The following is a 20,986-nucleotide window of genomic DNA, read 5'->3' as shown; positions in this document are numbered from 1 at the left end:
AGCTGAAACTCATGCCGCTTTGGACCATTCACCACACCCCGGGCATCTTCGCCGATACCGAGAAGCGCGAACTCGCGTCGCGCATCACCGATCACTACGAGAAGATCGGGCTGCCGCGCTTCTACGTGGTCGTCGTCTTCAGCGAGACGACACCCTCGAACCTGTACGTCGGCGGCGAGCCGACGCCGGTCGGGGTGCGCGTCGTCATTGAACACATCGCCCGCAGCAGCGTGGATTCCGCGGGCAGGCAGCGCACCAGTCGCTGGATCAAGTCGATCCTGGAGCCCTACCTCGACCGGCACGAGGGATTGCACTGGGAGTTCCACGTCGATGAGACCAGCGAGGAACTGTGGATGATCAACGGGCTCATCCCGCCACCGGCGGGTTCGGAGGCCGAACGCGAATGGGTCCGGTCCAACGCCGCATCCGTGTACTGAGAACTGTTCGCCCAGCGTTCATTCTGCGGTGTGGTGGCGGCATTGCATCGCTGCCAGGGTCCTCGCATGCCCGCCACCCATCGTGTCGTCCCACTGCTCTCGCTGGTCGCCGTCGGCGTCCTCACCCTGAGCGCCTGCAGTGACTCCGCCTCCGAATCCGATGCGCTGCCCGAGAATCCCAGCGTCATCATCCTCAGTGGCGACGGGATGGGTTCACAGCAGCGCACCGCGATCCAGTACCACTCCTACGGGCTCGACGAGCGTCAGCCGATGGACGCGCTGCCCTTCGCGGGCATGCTGGACACGGTCCCGGGCGATCCCGAGTACGCGGTCACCGATTCGGCCGCAGGTGCCACCGCGTGGGCAATCGGTAAGAAGGTTCCCAACGGCACCACGGGTCTGGGCCCGGACGGGGAGTCGGTGCCGAACCTGCTCGACCTGGCCAGAGAACGCGGTATGTCGACGGGTCTGGTGGACGACCATGACGTCACCAACGCCACCCTCGCGGCGTTCGGCGCACCGGTTCCCGACCGGGACCTCAAGGTCGAGATCGCCGAGGGCTATCTCGACCGCGGTGTCGACGTGCTGTTCGGTGGGGGCGAAAAATACTGGTATCCCGCGGGAGACGCCGGCAGGATTCCCGATGCGGGTGAAGACGATGCCAGCGAAGGCGCGTCGAATCTGGTGCAGCGCGCCGAGGAACTCGGCTACGGCTACGCCTACGACCGTGACACCTTCGACGCACTGGCCGGGCCCAAGGCGCTGGCCCTGGTACAGGACAGCGCCAAGCGGCGCGCCACCGAGATCGAAGGCTATGACTACCGGGACGACCCGTACTACGTGGCGCCGGAGAAGCTGGTCGCCAAGGCGCTGGACATCCTGGGGCAGAACGACAAGGGCTTCTTCCTCGTCATCGAGAGTGACGACCTGGATTCCGACGGCCACGAGCACGACGCCCAGAACATGATGCTGGCCGGCGAATCCATGAACGCAATGGTCGAGGTGATCACCGAGTACCAGAAGGAGCATCCCGATGTTCTGCTGATCGTCACCGCCGACCACGAGACCGGCGGCATGGCCATCGAGAACGTGCTCGATGACGGTGAGCCAGAACCCAACAGTGACCAGATCGCCGACGACCCGGTGCCCTATTGGTCCGAAACGCCGGAGAACATGCCGTTACCGGGCGGCGGCGTGCCCAAGCGCAGCGGTCCGTTCACCATCAAGGGCACCGACCGTCAGTTCAAGGTGGACTGGACGACTGCGGAGCACACCGGGACGATGGTGCCGGTGACCGCCGCAGGCCCGCTCGCGGAGCGGTTCACCGGCGTGCACCACAACACGCACGTCTACGACGTCGTGACGGAGTTGTTCGGCAATTGACCACGGCGCTTGACCCTCAGGCCGCGAGATTGCCGTTTTTGTAAGGTTTTTCGAGTAGCAGGCGCGATAACCGCAATCTCGCGGGCGCAGCCCTAGATCACCACAGCCTTGCGGTAGTACACCCGCCGGAAGCCGTCCTCGGTGCGACGGCCGGTCTCCTCGAACCCGCGACGCGGGTAGTAGAGCAGATTCTCCGTCATGGCTTCGTTGGTGTAGAGGCGCAGCTCGGTCAGACCGAGCTCGCGGGCGTCGGCCTCGGCCCGATCGAGGAGCACCGTACCGACCCCGCGGCCCTGCGCCGCGGGGTCGACGGCGATGACATCGACCAGCAGGTGGTCGGTGTGCTCTTCGAGTACCAACACGGCGTCCAGGCCGCCGTCTCCGTCGATGACCCAGACCCGCGAATCTGCCAGTGCGCGGCCGTAATCGGCCGTCATCGGGCCCGGCGGTCGCCCGATCCGCTCGATATACGGCGTGAACGACACGTCGACGAGCCGCTGCACGGCGGGCCGGTCGGCATCGGTGGCCCGGCGAATCTTCACCCGCCGAGCCTAACCGCGGCTAGCGTCCCCGAGTCGGTTGCGAGGCCAGCGATGCCGAGGACGACGGCAGCGTGGACGGCCGGTCGATGATCGTCGAGTTCACCCCGCCCACCCGGTAGCTGGCGCCGCGATGCTCGTCGGGCAGTCGATCACCCTTGCCGAGCAGCTTGTTGCGCAACGTGCCCGGCGCGTAGACATCCTGATAGGCACCGCGCGCGGTGAGTTCGGGAATCACGTGGTCGACGATGTCGGAGAACGATCCCGGGGTCACCGCGTAGGCGAAGTTGAACCCGTCGACGTCGGTCTCCTCGACCCACTCCTGCAACGAATCTGCCACCTGCGCGCCGGATCCGACGAAGCGGGGTCCGAGCCCGCCGATCTTGCCCCACTCCGCGATGTCCTTGATCTGCCACTCCCCGCCGTCGGGATCCGCGGACTGGAACGCCGCCACCGCCGACAGGATGGCATTGGAGTCGACATTGCCCACCGGCTCGTCGAACCCGTACCGGGCCAGGTCCACACCCATCCAGCCGGACATGAACGTCAAGGCGCCCTCCGGGTCGCCGAAGGACAGGTACTCGGCGTGCTTGGCGTGCGCCTCCTCCTCGGTGGCGGCGGTGACCACCGTCGACAGGTTGAAGATCTTCACCGCGTACGGATCGCGGCCGGCGATCTCGAGCTCGCGGCGGATCGTGGTCACGGTCTCGCGCAGAATCGCCTTCGTCGGTGCCGCCGTGAAGATGGCTTCGGCATTCTCGGCGGCGAAGCGGACCCCGCGCGGTGACGATCCGGCCTGGAAGATGACCGGGGTGCGTTGCGGCGACGGCTCGGACAGGTGCACGCCGGGAACGCTGAAATGGGTGCCCTGGTGGCCGATGTGGTGGACCTTGTCCGGATCGGTGAAGACCCCGCGCTCCTTGTCGCGGATGACGGCATCGTCCTCCCAGGAGCCTTCCCACAGTTTGTAGAGCACCTCGAGGTACTCGTCGGCGTGGTCGTAGCGGGTGTCGTGCGCGGGCTGATCGGTCTGGCCCATGTTGCGCGCCGCGGCGGGCAGATACCCGGTCACGACGTTCCAGCCGACGCGGCCCTTGGTGAGATGGTCGAGGGTGGAGATGCGCCGGGCGAAGGGGTAGGGATGCTCGAACCCGGTGCCGGTGGTGATGCCGAATCCGAGGTTCTCGGTGACCAGGGCCATGGCCGAGACCAGCAGCAGCGGATCGTTGACCGGGATCTGGGCCGCCTGCCGGATCGCGGCCTCGTCGCTGGCGCCGTAGACGTCGTACGTGCCGAGCACGTCGGCGATGAACAGGCCGTCGAACCGGCCGCGCTCGAGCAGCTTGGCCAGCTCGGTCCAGTATTCGAGGTCCTTGTACCGCCACGACTGATCGTCGGGGTGCTTCCACAGTCCCGGGGACTGATGGGCGACGCAGTTCATGTCGAAGGCGTTGAAGCGAATCACTCGGGTCACCCCGCCAGCTTTCGCTGCCCACCGGGACACGTCACCGGTTGCATTCAGCCGGATCCGATTGCCGGGGCCTTACCCTGAGGCGGTGACCCACACCGGCAACGACGACGAGAACCCTGGTCGGGTCCATGCCGCCGCGCGGATGGCGCTGGGTGCGGCTTTCGTGACGGCCGCACTTGCCGGCTGTGGCTCCCCCACCATCGTCAACACCGGCGAACCGTGGACCCCGGTCGAAACTCCCGCACCAGCACCGGGACTGCCGGAACACACCTCGAACCGGACCCTGGCCGACGCCTCGGAGTTCTACGACGTCTCCGGCGAGGCCAAGGTGTATCGCTTCGTCACCCCCAGTGGTCGCTGGCAATGCGAGATCGTCCCGCACGCCTCGGCGGGCTGCCGACCGGCCACCTCGTCGACGCTGGGCATCACCGGCGCGCCGACAGCGGTACCCGGCGCCGACGGCGAACCCACCGCGCCGAACACCATCACCATCGATCGCGGCTCCGATGTCCGGTTCGTCGAGACAGTGACCGACACTGACACGGGAACCGGAACCGGGGCGCCGATCGTCACGCTGCCGTTCGGCAAGGTGCTGCAGGTCGCCGGATTCCGGTGCAACGTCCAGGAAGCCACCGGGGTGTCCTGCGGTAGCGAATCGAGCGGCAAGGGGTTCACCTTCTCGGCCGAGGGATTCACCGCGGTGTACACCGATGTCCCTCAATAGAGCGGTCCGCTTCACCGCCGGTCTGGTCTTCGCGCATTTGCTGACCTCCGCCGAGGTCGTCACCGTCCTGATCTCCCTCGGCCGCCAGAGTCCCAGCGGTGCACAGTCGTTGGTCCCCGAGGCCGACCCGGTGGCGTTGCTGATCGTGGTGCTGGTGGGCACCGTGCTCGCGGCGGTCGGTGGCTACCGCATCATCGCGCCGTCGCTGCGCTGGTTCGACGCCGGGGCCGAACCGGACGTCCGGCAGCGTCGCGCGGCGATCAACATGGTCCGGGGACAGTCGGTGCTGCTGGTGTCGATCTGGCTGCTCAGTGGCGCGATCTTCATCGTCATCGGCGATGTCACCGGATGGGTGCCGGTCCTGCTGATCGTGGCGTCGGTGCTGTTCGCCGGCATCGCCACCGCCAGCAGCAGCCTGCTGTTCACCCAGCGGGTGACTCGGCCCGTGGTGGCCGCGGCGTCAAGGGATTTCGAGGGCCGCGTCACCGCACCGGGAGTGCAGGCCCGGCTCATCCTGATGTGGACACTCACCACCGCGTTGCCCAGCATCACGATCGTCGTCATGATCGTGTGCCGGGCCAACGGGTGGCTGATCCCGGAATCGGCTTCGGTGGACGTTCCGGTGGTGCTGCTCTCGTTGGTCTCGGTGTTTCTCGGGTTGCGCACCCTGATGCTGGTCTCGATCTCCATCTCCGATCCCCTGCGGGAGATCATCGACGCCATGGCCGACGTCGAACAGGGCCGCATCGGCAAGCAGGTCGATGTGTACGAGCAGTCCGAGATCGGCCGGCTGCAGAACGGATTCAACCGGATGGTGGCGGGACTGCAAGAACGCGACCGGCTGCGCGACCTGTTCGGCCGCCACGTCGGCCCGGACGTGGCCAGCCTGGCGATCCGCACGGGAGCCGTGGCCGAGGACGTGCTGTCCGGCGAGGTGCGCGAGGTGGCCGTGCTGTTCGTCGACGTGACCGGCTCCACCGCACTGGCGATGACCCGCACACCGGCCGAGGTGGCCGATGTCTTCAACGACTTCTTCCGGATCGTGGTGGCGGCCGTCGACGCACACCACGGGCTGATCAACAAGTTCCAGGGCGACGCCGCGCTGGCCGTGTTCGGCGCACCGATCGCCTCGGAGACGGCGGCCGCGTCCGCGCTGGCTGCGGCCCGGACGCTGGGGGCCGCCCTCGGGCGTCAGGAACTGGATTACGGCATCGGGGTGTCGGCCGGACCTGCGTTCGCGGGCAATATCGGCGCGGAGAACCGCTATGAGTACACCGTCATCGGAGATCCCGTCAATGAAGCTGCGCGGCTGGCCGATTTCGCCAAGACACTGACGGGGCGGATCGCCTGTTCCGGTGCCGCCGTGCAGCGGGCCGGTGACGAAGTCGGGCATTGGGACAGCCACGGAGAGGTGACATTGCGCGGGCGTTCCGAACCGACGGATGTGCACGTGCCACGATGGTCGCCATGAGCGAAGCTTGCGAGCGAATCGTCAACCAATGAGCGACATTGCGCCCTTCCGCATCGCGGTGACCGACGATCAGCTGGACGACCTGAAGCGCCGGCTGGCGAACACCCGCTGGCCCGAGGCCGAATGCGTCGACGACTGGAGCCAGGGCATGCCGCTGGCTTACGCCCAGGAGCTCGCCGGCTACTGGGCCGACGGATACGACTGGCGGGCGCGGGAGTCCGAACTGAATCGCTTCCCGCAGTTCATCACCGCCATCGACGACCTGGACATCCATTTCATCCACCAGCGTTCCCCGCACGAGGACGCGTTCCCGTTGGTCATCACCCACGGCTGGCCGGGATCGATCGTCGAGTTCCAGAAGATCATCGCGCCACTGACCGATCCCACCGCGCACGGCGGGCGCGCCGAGGATGCGTTCCATGTCGTGTGCCCGTCACTGCCCGGCTACGGCTTCTCCGGTAAGCCCGCCACCACCGGATGGGGTGTCGAGCGCATCGCGTCGGCCTGGGACACCCTGATGGGCCGACTGGGTTATCGGCGATACGGAGCCCAGGGCGGGGACTGGGGTGCGGCCGTGACCACGCAGATTGGGCGAAATGGTCGCGGCTGCTGCGCGATTCACACCAACATGCCGATCGGGCAACCCGCTGCCGAGAGCCTGCAGAGCCCGACCGAGGACGATCAGCGGGCTTTCGCGGCGATGAAGCACTACCGCACATGGGAAGCGGGCTACTCCAAGCAGCAGTCCACCCGGCCGCAGACACTGGGTTACGGTCTGGTCGATTCGCCAGTGGCCCAGATGGCCTGGATCGTGGAGAAATTCTGGTCCTGGAGTGACTGCGACGGGCACCCGGAGAACGTGTTCAGCCGCGACGAACTCCTCGACAACGTGATGCTGTACTGGCTGACCGGCACCGGCGCGTCATCGGCACGGCTGTACTGGGAGAGTTTCAGCGCCTTCGGCAAGCGCGAACCGGTGCTGCTGCCCACCGGTGTCGCCGAATTCCCCAAGGAGATCCTGCGCTCGCCGCGTCCCTGGTGCGAGCCGCACTACAACATCACCCGATGGACCACGATGCCGCGCGGCGGGCATTTCGCCGCCTTCGAACAACCGGAGCTGCTCGTCGAAGATGTCAGGGCATTTTTCGCGACGGTGCGGTGAGCCACCGGTAACCGCCGTAAAGCAGCGCGGCCACAACGAAATTGACGAAGTACGCGATATCCGCGCCGTGCCAGGCAACCGCCACCGGCCCCTTGATCAGCGTGGTGTTCATGAACGGCATCGCCGCGGCATAGGAGACCACGAAGACCGCGAGCGCGGCGATGGCGTGCCGGCGTTCGGTGAACGCCGAGGCCACATCGACAGCAGGGCCTGCGCCGCGGGTACGCAGCGCCCAGTCGATACCGATGATGGCCACGAAGGCCGGAATCCAGTACCCGATGAGCAGCAGGACGTCGAGGAATTTCGTCGAGGTGTCGGCGCCCTCGAGCCACAGGATGAGGAAGAAGGCAAGGACGGTCACCACGACCGCGGACACCGGTCGGCGTACCCGTACGCCGAGAGTCTGCAGTGCCAGTGAACCGCTGTAGTCGTTCATGACACCGGAGCCCACCGAGGCCAGGGCGATGATCAGCAGCGCGATCGCGCCCAACGCGCCGCCGCCCATCACATCGCGCACCCCCTCGGCGGTGTGGGCGCCGATGACATCGGCCGCGGCGATCCCGATGCCCTGGACGAAGATGTACGCCAGTACCATTCCGCCGAACGTGTAGCCGAACACCTTCGCCTTCGGTGAGTCGACCGGCAGGTAGCGGCTGAAGTCCGCGGCGTAGCTGGCCCAGGAGATCGTCAGGCTGAGCGCGATCGTCACCTCGAGCACGAACGCGCCGATGAGATCGGCACCGGTCAGCGCTGCCGGGGTCACGACATCGTGGCCTTCGACGAGTTTGACCGCGAACACCACGAAGGTGGCGAACAGCACCACCGTCAGGACGGCCTGCAGCCGGTGGATGAGTTCGTAGCCGACGAACCCGACGGCGCCCTGCACGGCGAGCACGATCAGCACGGCCACCCAGAACGGGATGCCGAGCAGCAGGGCCAGTGCCTGTCCGCCGAACAGGCCGACCAGCGCGTCCCACGCGATGGAGGACAGCCACTGCAGTGCGGCCGGTAGGGCCACACCCGGGCCGAAGGCCAGGCGCGCCGACGGCAGCTGCGCGGTGCCGGTGCGCGGTCCCCAGGTGGACAGATAGGCCACCACCAGTCCGCCCAGCACGGTGCCGATGACCATGGCCAGCAGTCCCAGCCAGAAGCCGAGGCCCAGCAGGATGGCCAGGGTGCCGGTGAAGACGCCGGTCATGTTGACCTGGGGTGCGAACCACACGGTGAACAGTCGTGCGGGCGTGCCGTAGCGGCGGTCCGCCGCGACGGGCGCTATGCCATGGGTCTCGACCGAGAGATCACCGGCCCCGGCCGGGGATCTGCCGCTGAACGACGGCGAATCAATCGTTCGATTCGATGCTTGAGAGCCACTTGCTGCGCCGCCGGTCATGCGAGTATTCGATCACGCCACCCCGGTCCGTCCGGGCCCCCACCTCCGATGGCCGTGCCTGTCAACACATCGGCGCAGCGGATTCTGTCTCAGATGCCGCGAACAAGCTATGGATTCCATTGTCGGAATGTAAATTCGTTGCGGAATCGCTTGCGAAGGTGGTGGTGATCGGCAATTGTTGATCACGACCACCGCAATGCTCGAGGAGGCTCCGCCCTGACCGGTACACACGCCACCGCCACTGACCAGATCGTCGGCGAGGACGGGACGACCCTGCGCAAGGGCGAGCCCGTGATCGAGATCGACCATGTGGTCAAACGCTTCGACGACTACGTCGCCGTGGCCGATGCCGATTTCACGATCGCCGCGGGAGAGTTCTTCTCCATGCTGGGGCCATCGGGCTGCGGTAAGACAACCACCCTGCGGATGATTGCCGGGTTCGAGACGCCGACCGCCGGTGCGATCCGCCTGCAGGGCGTCGACGTGTCGCGGGTGCCGCCGCACAAGCGCAACGTCAACACCGTCTTCCAGCACTACGCACTGTTCCCGCACATGACGGTGTGGGACAACATCGCCTACGGCCCGCGCAGCATGAAGATCGACAAGACGAAAGGCAAAGGGGAGGTCAAACGGCGCGTCGACGAGATCATCGAGATCGTCCGGCTGACCGACTTCGCCAAACGCAAACCCGCCCAGCTGTCCGGCGGTCAGCAGCAGCGCGTCGCCCTGGCCCGCGCCCTCGTCAATTACCCCAGCGCACTGCTGCTCGACGAACCGCTCGGCGCGCTGGACCTCAAATTGCGGCACGCGATGCAGTTCGAGCTGAAACGCATCCAGCGCGAGATCGGCATCACCTTCATCTACGTCACCCACGACCAGGAGGAGGCGCTGACGATGAGTGACCGCATCGCGGTCATGAACGCCGGCAACGTGGAGCAGATCGGTAGCCCGGCCGATATCTATGATCGTCCCGCCTCGGTCTTCGTCGCGGGGTTCATCGGGCAGGCCAACTTGTGGGCCGGTAAGCAGACCGGCCGGGCCAACCGCGACTTCGTCGAGATCGAGGTGCTCGGCACCACCCTGAAATCGCGGCCCGGCGACACCGCCATCGAATCCGGTGGGCAGGCCACGCTGATGATCCGGCCCGAACGCGTCCAGGTCTCCACCGAGCAGCCCACCGGTGATCTCGCGGTGGTCCGCACGACCGTGCGGGACCTCACCTTCCAGGGTCCGGTGGTGCGGCTGTCGCTCGCGGCGGCCGACGACTCGACCGTGGTCGCGCATGTCGGCCCCGAACAGAGCCTGCCGCTGCTGCGCCCGGGTGACGAGGTCTATGCCAGCTGGTCCCCGGAGGCCTCCCTGGTCCTGCCTGCCGCGGACATCCCCACCACCGAAGATCTCGAAGAGATGCTCGACGAATCCTGATCTCCTCGCGTTCGCTCCCCTCCCTCACGAAAGGCACCGCATGTCCAACGAGATCGATCCCCGGCTACTGTCCCGACTGGCTGCCAACCGCACCAGCCGGCGACGGTTCATCGGCGGCAGCGCCGCCACGGCCGCGGCGGCGATCCTTGGCTCCTCGTTCCTCGCCGCGTGCGGATCCGACAGCAGCAGCACCGGTTCGTCGAGCACTCAGGATGACGGTGGACCCGCCAGTGGCACACTGCGCGTGTCGAACTGGCCGCTCTACATGGCCGACGGTTTCATCGCCGCGTTCCAGACGGCATCGGGTCTGACCGTCGACTACAAGGAAGACTTCAACGACAACGAGCAGTGGTTCGCCAAGGTGAAGGAACCGCTGTCGCGCAAGCAGGACATCGGCGCCGACCTGGTGGTTCCCACCGAGTTCATGGCCGCCCGCGTCAAGGGTCTTGGCTGGCTGAACGAGATCAGCGACGCCGGCGTGCCCAACCGCAAGAATCTGCGACAGGATCTGTTGGACTCCAAGGTCGATGAGGGCCGCAAGTTCACCGCGCCGTACATGACGGGCATGGTGGGCCTTGCCTACAACAGGGCGGCCACCGGGCGCGACATCAGAACTATCGACGACCTGTGGGATCCGGCGTTCAAGGGCCGGGTCAGCCTGTTCTCCGACGTCCAGGACGGCCTCGGCATGATCATGCTGTCCCAGGGCAACTCCCCGGAGGACCCGACGACGGAATCCATCACCCAGGCGGTGAATCTGGTCCGCGAGCAGAAGGACAAGGGGCAGATCCGCCGCTTCACCGGCAACGACTACGCCGACGATCTGGCGGCCGGCAATATCGCTGTCGCACAGGCATATTCGGGTGACGTCGTGCAGCTGCAGGCCGACAATCCCGATCTGCAGTTCATCGTTCCCGAATCCGGTGGCGACTGGTTCATCGACACCATGGTGATCCCGTACACCACGCAGAACCAGAAGGCCGCCGAGGCGTGGATCGACTACGTCTACGACCGGGCCAACTACGCGAAGCTGGTCGCCTTCACCCAGTTCGTGCCTGCGCTCTCGGACATGACCGACGAACTCGCCAAGGTCGATCCGGCATCGGCGGAGAATCCGCTGATCAATCCGTCTCCCGAGGTGCAGGCGAACCTGAAGTCGTGGGCTGCGCTCACCGATGAGCAGACCCTGGAGTTCAACACCCTGTACGCCGCCGTCACCGGTGGCTAGGTCGATGGCACAGCGAACGCAGGGAGCATAAATGGCTGGAGTCGCAGCCAGCAGCCGGCAGCGGAGCAAGATCGCCCCGTACCTGATGATCTTGCCCGCGCTGGCTTATCTCGCAGTGTTCTTCGTGGTGCCGTTCTTCTCGTTGGCCCGGACATCGCTGTCCTCATCGGGCGGTTCGGTGTACCTGCCGACACTGACGTTCGACTGGAACTTCGCGAACTTCGTCGATGCGTTCAGGCTCTACCAGGACCCCATCCTGCGGTCGTTCGGTTATGCGGCGGCGGCGACCGTGCTGTGCATGCTGTTGGCGTTCCCGCTGGCCTATGTGATCGCGTTCAAGGCCGGCCGGTTCAAGAACCTGATCCTCGGGTTGGTGATCCTGCCGTTCTTCGTGACATTCCTGATCCGCACCATCGCCTGGAAGACGATCCTCGCCGACGAGGGCTGGGTGGTCAGCGCACTGGGCACGATCGGGTTGCTTCCGGAGGAGGGCCGGCTGCTCTCGACGAGCTGGGCGGTGATCGGCGGGCTGACCTACAACTGGATCATCTTCATGATCCTGCCGCTGTACGTCAGCCTGGAGAAGATCGATCCGCGGCTGCTGGAGGCCGCCCGCGACCTGTATTCCGGTGGCACCCGCAGTTTCCGGAAGGTGATCTTCCCGCTGGCGCTGCCGGGCCTGCTCGCGGGCAGCCTGCTGGTGTTCATCCCCGCGGTCGGTGATTTCATCAACGCCGACTACCTGGGCAGTACCCAGACCACGATGATCGGCAACGTGATCCAGAAACAGTTCCTGGTGGTCAAGGACTACCCCGCTGCCGCCGCGCTGAGCCTGGGGCTGATGGGTCTCATTCTGGTCGGGGTGCTGATGTACACCCGGGCGCTGGGTACGGAGGACCTCGTATGACCGCGATCGGGGCGACGCCGAAGCGCGTTGCCGAGCGGCCGGCGGCGCCGAAACGCGTTCGGACCCGGCCGAAGTGGGGCGACGTCTCACTGCGCATCGTGGCCGGACTGGTACTGCTGTACCTGTTCATGCCGATCCTGGTGATCGTGCTGTTCTCGTTCAACGATCCGGCGGGCAAGTTCAACTACACCTGGCAGGGCTTCACCCTGGACAACTGGGCCGACCCGTTCAAGTACCCGGCGCTCACCGAGGCGCTGAAACTCAGCCTCAACATCGCCTTGGTGTCCACGCTCATCGCGCTGGTGCTGGGCACGTTGCTGGCGATCGCCCTGGTGCGCCAGCGTTTCCGCGGGTACCGGGCGGTGGACACGTTCATGATCCTGCCGCTGACCGCTCCCGAGGTGGTGATGGGGGCCTCGCTGCTGACGTTGTTCCTGGACTTCGGCTGGGCCGCCGGCTACACCACCATCCTGATCGCACACGTCGCCTTCGAGGTCAGTTTCATCGCGATGACGGTGCGGGCCCGGGTGCGCGGTTTCGACTGGACATTGGAGGATGCGTCGCTGGATCTGGGCGCCAACCCGACCCGGACGTTCTTCAAGGTGACGCTGCCGCTGATCGTGCCGGGCATCGTGGCGGCGGGCATGCTGTCGTTCGCGTTGTCACTCGACGATTTCATCGTCACCTACTTCGTCAGCGGATCCACCGTCACCTATCCGCTGTACGTCAACGCGGCGGTCAAAGCCGCTGTGCCACCGCAGATCAACGTGCTGGCCACGGCAATCCTGGTGGTCAGCCTGCTGCTGCTGGCGGCAGGCACCCTGTACCGCCGCAAGAAGGTCGTCATCTAGGCGGTCAGACCGGTGCGGTGATGGGTTCGCGCGCCCCGTGGCGCGCGGCCCCGATACCGGCGGCGACGACGAAGCCGAGGCCGAGCAGGCCGATGAGCGCGGGAACCTGGTGCAGGATCAGCCATCCCATCAACATGGCGAAGCCGGGCTCCAGGCTCATCAGGGTGCCGAACGCTGCCGCGGTCAGTCGCCGTAACGACAGCAGTTCCAGGGCGAACGGGACGACCGGCAGCAGGATGGCCAGGCCGATGCCGATCAGCCACAGCTGCGGGGTCATCGCGGTGAACACCGCCGGGCCCGCGACCGCCGAGGCGACCAGGGCGGCAACCGGCATCGACACCGCGAGCCCGTTGAGCCCGGTGAGCTGCTCGCCGACGCGCTGGGTCAGCAGAATATAGGCGCCCCAGCATAATCCGGCGCTCAGCGCGTAACCCACCCCGAGCGGGTCGAAACTGCCCGACCACGGCTCGGTCAGGAGCAGCACGCCGATCGCGGCGAGGCCCGGCCAGACGAAGCGGTGACGACCCGAGCCGCGCAGCACAGCGACACCGAGCGGCCCGAGGAACTCCAGCGCGCTGGCGGTACCCAGCGGGATGCGTTCCACCGACATCATGAACAGCACGGTGATGCCCGCGGTCACGACTCCGAGCAGCGCGGCGGCGACGAACGCGGAGCGGGTGAACGACGACGGCCGCGGACGGACGATGATCAGCAGCAGGATCCCCGCCCAGAACAGGCGCAGCCAGGCCGCGCCCACCGCGCCGATATCGTCGATCAGCCCCACCGCGATGGCGGCGCCCAACTGCACCGAACACATCGCAGCAACGGCCATGAACGCACCGCTGCGTGCTCCGTTCGTCACCATCACTGCATTCAACGGTGCCCCGCGGTCAGCTGTCCACGAGTTTTCCCAGGATCTGATCGGCGATCCGCTGGTGTCCGGCGCGGTTGGGGTGCACATCGTGATCGCTGCACCAGTAGCTCAGCGCGCACACGTCGGCCGCGGAGCCGACCGGAGAGTCGGCGAACAGCGCGCCGGACCGCGAATACGTCTGCCGCAAGGCCGGATTGAACTTCTCGTCGAAGACAGTGGCCGCGATATCGGCGTGCTCGCCGGCGAGGAACACGTTCAGGTAGGACACGCCGACCACCGGAACGCCGGCGTCGAGCACTCCCCCGAGCTTGCCCAGCATGTCGTCGAGGGCGGACGCAGCGGATGCGCTGGCGGACTCGGCGCAGGCGGGTGCGCCGCCAGATGCCGCCTCGGCGATACAGGGCGCGACATCGTTACCTCCGGCGACCACGGTCACCAGACCCACCTGATCGCGATGCTCGGCGACGAAACGGGCGGCCGCGTCCGCCTGTGACAGATCGGGATATTCGGGGCCGTCCTGCGCCCGGGCACCGGCATCGCAGCCGGACCGACGGGCAATCTGCTGGGCGGTGGCTCCCGAGCAGCCGAAGTTGATCAGCCGCCATCCCGGATTGTCGTTGTGCTGCAGGGCCTCTTCGGTCAGATATGCGAACCCGTCACGGGACGTGCCGTTCGGACCGTCACCGGTGGCATAGGAGTCCCCGATGGACACGTAATAGATCGGGTCGGTGGCGGGTGCGGCCGGGCCGGAACCACAGCCGGTCACGGCCAGCGTGACGGCAAGAACCAGCGCCGCGGCGCGATCAGCGGGTGCGGTCGGGGAACGGATCATTGCGGAAGTCGATCTGTGCGTCCGGGTTGCTCACGGCGGTGACCATCCCGGAACCGATGGCGCCCTCGCTGTCGAACAGTGTCGAGGTCCCGACCGCGATTCCGTCGGCAGCCCAATGGGAGTCGGCCTGCACGCCGATCCACTCGTCGCGCGGCAGCCGGGCCAGCGCGACCGTCAGATCACCGTTGATGTACCCGACGCCCGCGGTACCCAGATTGGTGACGAGGCTGGTCCCCTCGGCAGCCATGGCGGCCCGCACGAACGGCGTGTTGCGGTAACCGTCGACGACGTCGATGGTGCGATTGAGGAAGCGTTTGCGGGACGCATTCTGGTGATCGGCGATGGCGCCCGTCCAGCCGATCTCGTCACTACCGATCCCGATACCGCGGCTCTCGTCGCGATCGGGCGGGCCGACGAACTCGGCGGGCGAGACCCATTCGGTGCCCCGCGGCGGTGCCGAGAGCCGGTACTGGACCAGCGTCGCCCGCACCACCGTCACACCGTCCTGGATCAGTTCGCATTCCGCGTTGCGCACCCGCCGGCCGTCGCGCACCAGGGTCAGTTTGGTGATCGTCGGAACCCCGCGGGCCGCCTTGAACAGGTCGACGGTGAGCCGCGACGGCAGGAACTCCGGATCACCGAAGCCGGTCTCCAGCGCGCGTGCGACCAGCCCGACCAGGGCCGGGCCGTTGAGGTGGTCGGGACCCCAGTGACTCTGCGCGTACGTGCTGGGCGCGTAGGTGTCGTGCTCGGTCTGGGTGAAATGGAACGGACGCGCACTCATTTCCGCATCGTCGCACAGTGTCTGCCGGGTCTTGCGGCCATGCCCACTTGGGACCGGCGGCCGCTACTGGGGAGCGACGATGCCGTGGTCGTAGGCATAGACGATCGCGGCGGCGCGGTCCCGCAGCCGGAGCTTGTCGAAGATGCGCCCGATATGGCTCTTCACCGTCACACCGGAGATGAACAGTTCCGCGGCGATCTCGGCGTTCGTGTGGCCTCGTCCGATCAGCGTCAGCACATCCAGTTCGCGCCCGGTGAGCTCGCTGACCTGAACCTGGTGCCGGCCCTCGGCGGACTTGCGGTAGGTGTTGAGGACCCTGGCGGTGACTGCCGGATCCAGATAGCTGTCGCCGTGGGCGACGGCCCGGACGGCCCGGATGAGCTCCTCGGCCGAGGAATCCTTGAGCACGAAACCCGCCGCACCGGCCCGCAGCACCCCGGACAGCAGATCGTCCTCGTTGAAGGTGGTCAACGCCAGGACCGGCGGTCCGCCCGCCTCGGCGAGTCGCCGGGTGGCCTCGATACCGTCGACCCGTTTCATCCGCAGATCCATCACCACCACGTCGACGGACTGCTCGGCCAGCGCGTCGAGTACCTCGTCACCGTCCGAACATTCGGCGACGACCACGAATCCGTCCTTGCGGCGCAGGATCCGGCGCAACCCGGAACGCACCAGATCCTGGTCGTCGACGAGCAGTACCGCGATATCGCTCAATCCCCCGTCGCTGCGCTCGCCCCGGTATCCCACCGCTCAGCCCCCGCAGCGGGATTCGCCCAGCGGTAGCTCCGCGTGCACCGTCCACCCCTCGCGGGTCGGGCCGATATCGATGACACCGCCCAGCAATTCGACGCGCTGCCGCATACCGCGGACACCGCGGCCATCGGGCGCGCGGCGACGGCTCGCCGAGACGGCCACCGGCATCTCGTTGCGGACCGAGAGCTCGGCATGGTCCCCGATGACCGCCAGGGTGACCGTCGAGCGTGATTCCGGGGCGTGCTTGGCGACATTGGCCAGCGATTCCTGCGCGATCCGGTACAGCGCCAGGCCGACCGCCGGGGAGATACGGGTGGTCGACCCCTCGGTGCGCAGTGTCACGGCCAGGCCGGCGCGGGCGAAATCGTCGCTGAGCCGGGCAATGTCCTCGACGCCGGGTTCGGGTGCGATTTTCATGGGCGCGACGTCGAGCAGCCCGACGGTGCGCCGGATATCGGCCATTGCCTCACGGCCGAGTTTCTCGGCGTCCTCCAGCGCGTCGACGGCGTCATCGATATCGCGATCCTCCTGCAGTGCCCGCCGTGCACCGGTGAGGTGCAGCAGCGTGACCGACAGCGAATGCGCGATGACGTCATGCACCTCGCGCGCGATCCGGCGCCGCTCGTCGGCGGCGGCGTGCTCGGAGAGCGCTTCCTGGGCGTCGCGCTGCGCGACGATCAGCTGCTGCTGAATCCGCATCAGATACCCCACCAGCCAGCCCATGCCCAGCACGCTCAGATACAGCCAGACACCGTCGAGCCGGTGGGACGCGGCCGCAACAGCCAACATGGCGGCCGCCGACCCGGTCGCGGCCAGGCTGCCGGCCAGCGGTGTCATCGCCCCCACCACACCCACCATGAGCACCAGGATCAGCGGGGCGAAATCGAACTCGATCGGGGTCGACGTCCCGAACAGGAAGATCGCCGCGGCACCGGACCAGGCACCCCAGATGAGCAACGGGTTGAACGAGGCCCCGGCAGCAAAGAAGACGACCAGCGGGCACATCGCGACCATGATGCCCACCGGCACCGCGACCAGATGGTCGGAGGCGGGGCGCTGCAGCGTCGACACCACGGCGATCAATGCCAGTGCGGTATCGGTGGTGACGACGAACACCCAGCTCCAACCGAGCTCGTTGAGCTCACCGTGCCGCGCGAAACGCGTACGCAGGAATTCGGGCACGGCGAAGCGCATCGGCCAATGGTAGGTCCGAAACACCACCAAAACCATCATGCTGCGGGCGGGTTGACGCTCCTCCCACGGTAGGAGGCGCGGTATGGGCCGCCGGCATGACGCGGTGGGGGCGCCGCTGTCCCTAGCGTTTCCTTCATGGGGTGGCGTGCAGCGGTGTTGATCGTCGGGCTGTGGCTCGCCCTCGCGGGCGCGGCGAATCTTGCGATACCACAGCTGGAGACGGTGGTGCACGAGCACGCCCGATCGTTCATGCCGGCGGGCGCGCCGAGTTCGGTGGCGGCCGTGCGGTCGGCGGAACTGTTCGGGGCGTCGACCGACAACAACCTCAACTATGTGGTGCTGGAGCGTACCGGCGGTCCGCTCGGCGGTGCAGACCGCGACTACTACGACCGGCTTGTCGCCGCACTGCGCGCCGATACCGCGCATGTCCGCACCGTCACCGACCTCTGGTCGGACCCACTGACCGAATCGTTCGCCGTCAGCGCCGACGGGCGGGCGGTCACGATGATGCTGCGGCTTGCCGGGGTGCTGGGCACCACGCCGGCAGCCGAAGCGGTACATGCGGTCCGCGCCGCCGTTGACGCCGCGAATCCGCCGGCCGGCCTGCAGGCGTTCGTCACCGGGCCGGGCGCGACGATCGTCGACGAATTCACCGCGATCGACCGGCAGATGCTGATGATCACGGCGGCCACCGTCGGGCTCATCCTGTTGCTGTTGCTCGTGGTCTACCGCTCCCTCGCTGCGGCGTTCATCCCGTTGTTCTCGGTGGGATTGGCACTGGGCGTCGCGCGGCCGATCGCCGCGGCGCTGGGCGGTTCCGGTGTGATCGAGGTGTCGTTGTTCTCGGTGGCGTTGGTGGCGGCCATGATGCTCGGCGCGGGCACCGATTACGCAATCTTCCTGATCGGCCGGTTTCAGGAAGGCCTGCGCAACGGGCTGGATTCGACCCGCGCGCTCATCGCAGCTCAGCGCGCAGTGGCTCCGGTGATAGCCGGATCGGCACTGACCGTCGCCACCGCACTGGCGTGTCTGGGCTTCGCCGAGGTCGGCATGTTCCGCAGCGCCGGAATACCCTCTGCGATCGGGATTCTGGTGGTGATGGTGGCATCCCTGTCACTGACACCGGCACTGATTAGCCTCGCCGGCGGCGTCGGCATGCTGGCGCCCAAGCCCACCCGCACCGGCCGGCGCTGGCGCCGGGTCGGTGCCGCCCTGACCCGCTGGCCGGCACCGATTCTGGTCACCGCACTGGCCGCGCTGGCGCTGCTGGCATTGCCGGCGGCCGGGATCCGCAACGGCTGGAACGAACCGGTCGCGACACCCGCCGATACCGGGTCGAACCTCGGATACGCCGCAGCCGAAAGGCATTTCGAGGACAACCATCTGTTGCCGGCCGTGGTCGCCGTGCAGACCGATCACGATGTGCGTACGCCGGCCGGCCTCATCGCCGTCGAGCGCGTCACCCGCGCGGTGATGGGGATACCGGGTGTGCGGGTGGTGCAGTCCCCCAGCAGGCCGGCGGGCATCGTGCCGGAGGAGACCACGCTGGCAGGCCAGATCGGCCGTATCGGTGACGAACTCGCGGGCAGTGTCGGTGACCTCGATGAGCAGTTGAACGGACTCGACGAGCTGCAGGCGGTCCTCGACGACATGGCCGGCGCGCTGTCCGGCCTTCGGGACGGGCTGCAGGGCAGCGCGGCGGGTCTTGGCGAGGTGTCCTTGGCTGCGGCCGATATGCAGCGCGGCACCTCGGATCTGCAGTCCACCGCCGAGACGGCAGCGGGCCGGCTGGACCCGTTGCGCGGGTTCGTCGCATCGACACCGCACTGCCCGGCCAACCCGATCTGCGCCGTCGTGCAGCAGATCGTGACACCGGTCGACGAGGTGGTCGCCGGGACCGCGGCGCTGACAGCAGGAGTGCACAAGCTCACGAGCGGCTCCGTCACCGCCACTGACGCTCTCGGCGGGGTGCCCGTCGATATCGACACCATGACGGCGGCCCTGACCCGGGCCCGTGCGGCCATGGCCGACACCACATCCCAGCTGGGTGCGGTGGGCCCGCAGCTCAACGACTTCACCGGTTACCTGCGCGAGGCGGCGGCGTCTTTCGAGGGCAGCGCGGCCGGCGGGTTCTACGCGCCCCAGCGCGCCCTGGCCGATCCGCGGATGGCGGCGGCCCTGGACAGGCTGATCGCGCCGGACGGGCGGGCCTTCTATCTGCTGGTGTACGGGACGGGCACGGAATGGGGCGCTGCCGGGGCGGCCCGCACCGCGGCGATCGAATCGGCGGTGACCGAGGCGACCAAGGAGGGAACCCTGCGACCGGTGGACGTTCATCTGGCCGGCGTCGGGCCCGCCACCCTGGATTTGCAGCAGATGGTCGCCGGGGACACCCGGTTGCTCGTGATCGCGACGCTGGCACTGATCTTCGCGATCGTCGCGCTGCTGCTGCGCAGCCCGGTGGCCGGCCTGGTGGTGGTCGGCACCGTGGCGTTGTCCTACGCGGCGGCCCTCGGCGCGAGCGTGCTCATCTGGCAGCACCTGCTGGGACTCGAATTGCACTGGGCGGTAGGACCTATCGCATTCATCGCGCTGATCGCCGTGGGCGCGGACTACAACCTGTTGCTGGCCATGCGCATTCGCGAAGAGACGCACACCGACAAGTTGCGCACCGGCATCATCCGCGCGTTCGGCGCCACCGGCGGCGTGGTGACCACCGCGGGGGTGATCTTCGGCATCACGATGCTGGCACTGCTGGGCAGCAGCGTGCTCAGCATCGCCCAGATCGGACTCACCATCGGTGTGGGACTGCTCATCGACACCATGATCGTCCGCACCTTCGTGTTGCCCACGGTGATGGTGCTGCTGGGCCGCTGGTTCTGGTGGCCGCGCCGGCCCTGGCTAGGTCGCGGTGACGAGCAGGTGGTCGGCGGGTTCGTCCCAGTGGTCCAGGTTGACCGCGTGGGTGAGCGGGCGGCGTCGTAGCCTTCCGTGCCTGCCCTTGGGCCAGCCGATGACGATATGCCCGCCGAGCATCCAGTCGTCGGGGACGCCGACGGCGTCGCGCAGCAGGGCCTCGCCGCCGTAGGACGCCCAGCTCGTCAGGCAGGCACCGAGACCCTGTGCGCGGGCAGCCAACAGGAAGTTCTGCATCGCCGGGAAGATGGACCCGCCCAGCAGCAGGTCCGACGCGGTGGGAAAGCGCTTCTGGACGAACAGCACCGAGGTGAACTCCTCGGCCCGGTCGTGCAGTTCGTAGGTGGCCCGATTGTTACGCGCCACCAGGTCGGTTTCCTGATCGGTCGGCCTGCTCATGCCGTAGACCGGTTCGATGACCGACAGCGCATGCCGGGCGGCTTCGGCCACCACGGCCCGTTGCTCGGGTGAACGCAGCACGACGAACCGCCATGCCTGCGCGTTCGCGCCGGACGGTGCCCAGGTCGCGGCCTCCAGGCAGCGTGCCAGCGTCGCGTCGTCCACGGGTTCGTCCGTGAAACGCCGGATGGTCCGCGCCGTCGACAGCACCTCCCAGATGTCACTGCTCGCAGTTGCCATGTCGGC

General features: G+C 67.3%; 19 protein-coding genes. 10 read left to right on the top strand and 9 right to left on the bottom strand.

Annotation, left to right across the window (positions count from 1 at the left end):
• Window positions 1-11: 11 nt before the first annotated feature.
• Both ASE48_RS02100 and ASE48_RS02095 read left to right on the top strand, forming a co-directional pair.
• Window positions 12-437 (top strand): tautomerase family protein, encoded by a 426-nt coding sequence (locus ASE48_RS02100; protein WP_057165330.1) that lies wholly within the window; start codon window positions 12-14, stop codon window positions 435-437.
• Between the two features lie 66 nt (window positions 438-503).
• Window positions 504-1,820 carry an alkaline phosphatase gene (locus tag ASE48_RS02095; RefSeq protein WP_082613934.1) on the top strand — a complete coding sequence of 439 codons (1,317 nt, stop codon included), beginning with the start codon at window positions 504-506 and terminating at the stop codon, window positions 1,818-1,820.
• Between the two features lie 92 nt (window positions 1,821-1,912).
• Here ASE48_RS02095 and ASE48_RS02090 read toward each other — a convergent pair whose 3' ends face one another.
• A complete protein-coding gene (locus ASE48_RS02090; protein ID WP_057165329.1) occupies window positions 1,913-2,362 on the bottom strand; it encodes a GNAT family N-acetyltransferase in 450 nt (149 codons plus the stop codon).
• A gap of 19 nt (window positions 2,363-2,381) precedes the next feature.
• Window positions 2,382-3,833, bottom strand: coding sequence for an LLM class flavin-dependent oxidoreductase (locus ASE48_RS02085; RefSeq protein ID WP_057165328.1), 1,452 nt, complete (start codon window positions 3,831-3,833; stop codon window positions 2,382-2,384).
• Window positions 3,834-3,915: 82 nt separating this feature from the next.
• Here ASE48_RS02085 and ASE48_RS02080 point away from each other — a divergent pair, with 82 nt between their 5' ends.
• From ASE48_RS02080 to ASE48_RS02070, 3 genes are read left to right on the top strand one after another with little or no spacing between them, the layout of a single operon-like run.
• Window positions 3,916-4,554, top strand: a complete 639-nt coding sequence (locus ASE48_RS02080) for a hypothetical protein (RefSeq protein ID WP_057165327.1) — start codon at window positions 3,916-3,918, stop codon at window positions 4,552-4,554.
• Entirely contained in the window at window positions 4,541-6,025 is a 1,485-nt protein-coding gene (locus tag ASE48_RS02075) for an adenylate/guanylate cyclase domain-containing protein (RefSeq protein WP_057165326.1), read from the top strand. Before ASE48_RS02080 ends, ASE48_RS02075 begins: the two co-directional genes overlap by 14 nt.
• 37 nt (window positions 6,026-6,062) lie before the next feature.
• Window positions 6,063-7,187, top strand: coding sequence for an epoxide hydrolase family protein (locus ASE48_RS02070; protein ID WP_057165582.1), 1,125 nt, complete (start codon window positions 6,063-6,065; stop codon window positions 7,185-7,187).
• On the opposite strand, the gene ASE48_RS02065 is transcribed toward ASE48_RS02070, so the two are convergent.
• A complete protein-coding gene (locus ASE48_RS02065) occupies window positions 7,159-8,577 on the bottom strand; it encodes a purine-cytosine permease family protein (RefSeq protein ID WP_057165325.1) in 1,419 nt (472 codons plus the stop codon). The two genes, ASE48_RS02070 and ASE48_RS02065, sit on opposite strands and share 29 nt — an antisense overlap.
• A gap of 291 nt (window positions 8,578-8,868) precedes the next feature.
• On the opposite strand from ASE48_RS02065, the gene ASE48_RS02060 reads away from it, so the two are divergent.
• From ASE48_RS02060 to ASE48_RS02045, 4 genes are read left to right on the top strand one after another with little or no spacing between them, the layout of a single operon-like run.
• The gene (locus ASE48_RS02060) at window positions 8,869-10,002 is read left to right on the top strand and encodes an ABC transporter ATP-binding protein (RefSeq protein ID WP_057165324.1); all 1,134 of its coding nucleotides are present in this window, start codon (window positions 8,869-8,871) and stop codon (window positions 10,000-10,002) included.
• Between the two features lie 40 nt (window positions 10,003-10,042).
• Complete coding sequence (locus ASE48_RS02055; protein ID WP_057165323.1) at window positions 10,043-11,230, top strand: polyamine ABC transporter substrate-binding protein; 1,188 nt, start codon at window positions 10,043-10,045, stop codon at window positions 11,228-11,230.
• A gap of 31 nt (window positions 11,231-11,261) precedes the next feature.
• The gene (locus ASE48_RS02050) at window positions 11,262-12,137 is read left to right on the top strand and encodes an ABC transporter permease (protein ID WP_057165322.1); all 876 of its coding nucleotides are present in this window, start codon (window positions 11,262-11,264) and stop codon (window positions 12,135-12,137) included.
• Window positions 12,134-12,988 carry an ABC transporter permease gene (locus tag ASE48_RS02045; protein ID WP_057165321.1) on the top strand — a complete coding sequence of 285 codons (855 nt, stop codon included), beginning with the start codon at window positions 12,134-12,136 and terminating at the stop codon, window positions 12,986-12,988. The genes ASE48_RS02050 and ASE48_RS02045 overlap by 4 nt, the downstream gene beginning before the upstream one ends.
• A 4-nt stretch (window positions 12,989-12,992) precedes the next feature.
• Here ASE48_RS02045 and ASE48_RS02040 read toward each other — a convergent pair whose 3' ends face one another.
• From ASE48_RS02040 to ASE48_RS02020, 5 genes are all read right to left on the bottom strand, one after another.
• The gene (locus ASE48_RS02040) at window positions 12,993-13,853 is read right to left on the bottom strand and encodes an EamA family transporter (RefSeq protein ID WP_057165320.1); all 861 of its coding nucleotides are present in this window, start codon (window positions 13,851-13,853) and stop codon (window positions 12,993-12,995) included.
• A gap of 25 nt (window positions 13,854-13,878) precedes the next feature.
• A complete protein-coding gene (locus ASE48_RS02035; RefSeq protein WP_057165319.1) occupies window positions 13,879-14,694 on the bottom strand; it encodes an SGNH/GDSL hydrolase family protein in 816 nt (271 codons plus the stop codon).
• Window positions 14,666-15,478, bottom strand: coding sequence for an acyl-CoA thioesterase domain-containing protein (locus ASE48_RS02030; protein WP_057165318.1), 813 nt, complete (start codon window positions 15,476-15,478; stop codon window positions 14,666-14,668). The genes ASE48_RS02035 and ASE48_RS02030 overlap by 29 nt, the downstream gene beginning before the upstream one ends.
• A gap of 63 nt (window positions 15,479-15,541) precedes the next feature.
• Window positions 15,542-16,192, bottom strand: a complete 651-nt coding sequence (locus ASE48_RS02025) for a response regulator transcription factor (protein ID WP_057165581.1) — start codon at window positions 16,190-16,192, stop codon at window positions 15,542-15,544.
• A gap of 36 nt (window positions 16,193-16,228) precedes the next feature.
• Window positions 16,229-17,425, bottom strand: coding sequence for a sensor histidine kinase (locus ASE48_RS02020; RefSeq protein ID WP_057165317.1), 1,197 nt, complete (start codon window positions 17,423-17,425; stop codon window positions 16,229-16,231).
• Window positions 17,426-17,560: 135 nt separating this feature from the next.
• Between ASE48_RS02020 and ASE48_RS02015 the strand changes: the two genes are divergently transcribed.
• A complete protein-coding gene (locus ASE48_RS02015; protein ID WP_057165316.1) occupies window positions 17,561-20,410 on the top strand; it encodes an MMPL/RND family transporter in 2,850 nt (949 codons plus the stop codon).
• Here ASE48_RS02015 and ASE48_RS02010 read toward each other — a convergent pair.
• The gene (locus ASE48_RS02010; protein ID WP_057165315.1) at window positions 20,327-20,980 is read right to left on the bottom strand and encodes a nitroreductase family protein; all 654 of its coding nucleotides are present in this window, start codon (window positions 20,978-20,980) and stop codon (window positions 20,327-20,329) included. The genes ASE48_RS02015 and ASE48_RS02010 overlap by 84 nt on opposite strands.
• Between the last annotated feature and the right edge of the window lie 6 nt (window positions 20,981-20,986).

The organism is Mycobacterium sp. Root265 (assembly GCF_001428895.1).
GTDB lineage: Bacteria > Actinomycetota > Actinomycetes > Mycobacteriales > Mycobacteriaceae > Mycobacterium.
This window is presented reverse-complemented; position numbering and strand designations above follow the sequence as displayed.

Excerpts from the sequence above, each read along its gene's own strand:
- ASE48_RS02100 (WP_057165330.1), top strand. The coding sequence starts at position 12 with ATGCCGCTTTGGACCATTCACCACACCCCGGGCATCTTCGCCGATACC.
- ASE48_RS02095 (WP_082613934.1), top strand. The coding sequence starts at position 504 with ATGCCCGCCACCCATCGTGTCGTCCCACTGCTCTCGCTGGTCGCCGTC.
- ASE48_RS02075 (WP_057165326.1), top strand. The coding sequence starts at position 4,541 with ATGTCCCTCAATAGAGCGGTCCGCTTCACCGCCGGTCTGGTCTTCGCG.
- ASE48_RS02065 (WP_057165325.1), bottom strand. The coding sequence starts at position 8,577 with ATGACCGGCGGCGCAGCAAGTGGCTCTCAAGCATCGAATCGAACGATT.
- ASE48_RS02055 (WP_057165323.1), top strand. The coding sequence starts at position 10,043 with ATGTCCAACGAGATCGATCCCCGGCTACTGTCCCGACTGGCTGCCAAC.
- ASE48_RS02050 (WP_057165322.1), top strand. The coding sequence starts at position 11,262 with ATGGCTGGAGTCGCAGCCAGCAGCCGGCAGCGGAGCAAGATCGCCCCG.
- ASE48_RS02045 (WP_057165321.1), top strand. The coding sequence starts at position 12,134 with ATGACCGCGATCGGGGCGACGCCGAAGCGCGTTGCCGAGCGGCCGGCG.
- ASE48_RS02040 (WP_057165320.1), bottom strand. The coding sequence starts at position 13,853 with ATGGTGACGAACGGAGCACGCAGCGGTGCGTTCATGGCCGTTGCTGCG.
- ASE48_RS02035 (WP_057165319.1), bottom strand. The coding sequence starts at position 14,694 with ATGATCCGTTCCCCGACCGCACCCGCTGATCGCGCCGCGGCGCTGGTT.
- ASE48_RS02030 (WP_057165318.1), bottom strand. The coding sequence starts at position 15,478 with ATGAGTGCGCGTCCGTTCCATTTCACCCAGACCGAGCACGACACCTAC.
- ASE48_RS02020 (WP_057165317.1), bottom strand. The coding sequence starts at position 17,425 with ATGCGCTTCGCCGTGCCCGAATTCCTGCGTACGCGTTTCGCGCGGCAC.
- ASE48_RS02015 (WP_057165316.1), top strand. The coding sequence starts at position 17,561 with ATGGGGTGGCGTGCAGCGGTGTTGATCGTCGGGCTGTGGCTCGCCCTC.
- ASE48_RS02010 (WP_057165315.1), bottom strand. The coding sequence starts at position 20,980 with ATGGCAACTGCGAGCAGTGACATCTGGGAGGTGCTGTCGACGGCGCGG.